The following is a 1,303-nucleotide window of genomic DNA, read 5'->3' as shown; positions in this document are numbered from 1 at the left end:
GACAGGCTCCGGAAGACGGTTGTTGCGCACGTATTCGGTGAACGCACTATGGCGACGCTGGGGCGTCTTATGAGCTTGCTGTCACCCTTTGACGTGGTGATATGGATGACGGATGGCTGGCCACTGTATGAATCCCGCCTGAAGGGAAAGCTGCACGTAATCAGCAAGCGATATACGCAGCGAATTGAGCGGCATAACCTGAATCTGAGGCAGCACCTGGCACGGCTGGGACGGAAGTCGCTGTCGTTCTCAAAATCGGTGGAGCTGCATGACAAAGTCATCGGGCATTATCTGAACATAAAACACTATCAATAAGTTGGAGTCATTACCCATTTTCAATACCGATACCGGTGCGGCATTTAACAATGTTAGCCTGGCGATCGGTGACTCTCTGGGTACCTCTTACAAAAGCGGCATGGGTATTGACCAGAAAATAGTGAAAGACACTTCTACTAATAAAGGCAAAGCGAAGCAGACACTGAACTTTAAAGCCTGGCTGGTCGGCGCAGCTGATGCGCCAGATCTGGGTAATTTCGAAGCAAATACCACCTTCCAGATTACTTACCTGTAAGGCATACCCCCATAGCGACACTGCTATGGGGGATTTAAATGGATTTTGACCGAACAAGAATAAAAACGGATAGAAACGTGTATGCCTGACCATTCTCTTTTTCGATTACGGATTCTTCCGTGGTGCATTGCGCTGGCAATGTCAGGGAGTTATAGCAGTGTCTGGGCTGAAGACGACATTCAGTTTGATTCCCGTTTTCTGGAATTAAAAGGCGACACAAAAATTGATCTGAAGCGTTTTTCCAGCCAGGGATATGTTGAGCCCGGAAAATACAATTTACAGGTTCAACTAAATAAACAGCCATTGGCGGAAGAGTACGATATTTACTGGTATGCTGGTGAAGATGACGCGAGCAAAAGCTATGCTTGTCTGACACCGGAACTGGTAGCGCAGTTTGGTTTAAAAGAAGACGTGGCGGGTAATGACTCCAACTTACTGATAGTGTTTTATGTTCAGATAATGCCCGATGACCTTGTCATGCAGCTCCACCGATTTTGAGAACGACAGTGACTTCCGTCCCAGCCTTGCCAGATGTTGTCTCAGATTCAGATTATGTCGCTCAATGCGCTGAGTGTAACGCTTGCTGATAACGTGCAGCTTTCCCTTCAGGCGTGATTCATACAGCGGCCAGCCATCCGTCATCCATACCACGACCTCAAAGGCCGACAGCAGGCTCAGAAGACGCTCCAGTGTGGCCAGAGTGCGTTCACCGAAGACGTGCGCCACAACCGT

General features: G+C 48.7%; 4 pseudogenes. 3 read left to right on the top strand and 1 reads right to left on the bottom strand.

The features are described from left to right. The 3 pseudogenes from BGK49_RS14870 to BGK49_RS14860 form a co-directional block, all read left to right on the top strand. Positions 1 to 315: pseudogene (locus tag BGK49_RS14870) on the top strand (IS1-like element IS1B family transposase); the annotation flags it as partial. 16 nt (positions 316 to 331) lie between these two features. Further along, positions 332 to 571 (top strand): annotated as a pseudogene (locus tag BGK49_RS14865) (fimbrial protein); the annotation flags it as partial. 81 nt (positions 572 to 652) lie between these two features. Then, positions 653 to 994 (top strand): annotated as a pseudogene (locus BGK49_RS14860) (FimD/PapC N-terminal domain-containing protein); the annotation flags it as partial. 9 nt (positions 995 to 1,003) lie between these two features. Here the strand turns inward: BGK49_RS14860 and BGK49_RS27385 are convergent. Then, positions 1,004 to 1,303, bottom strand: a pseudogene (locus tag BGK49_RS27385) (IS1-like element IS1X2 family transposase); the annotation flags it as partial.

It is taken from the genome of Shigella sp. FC1544 (genome assembly GCF_001722145.1).
In the GTDB taxonomy this organism is placed as follows: domain Bacteria; phylum Pseudomonadota; class Gammaproteobacteria; order Enterobacterales; family Enterobacteriaceae; genus Escherichia; species Escherichia coli.
The sequence above is the reverse complement of the archived record's forward strand: the minus strand, read 5'-3'. Positions and strand labels throughout refer to the sequence as shown.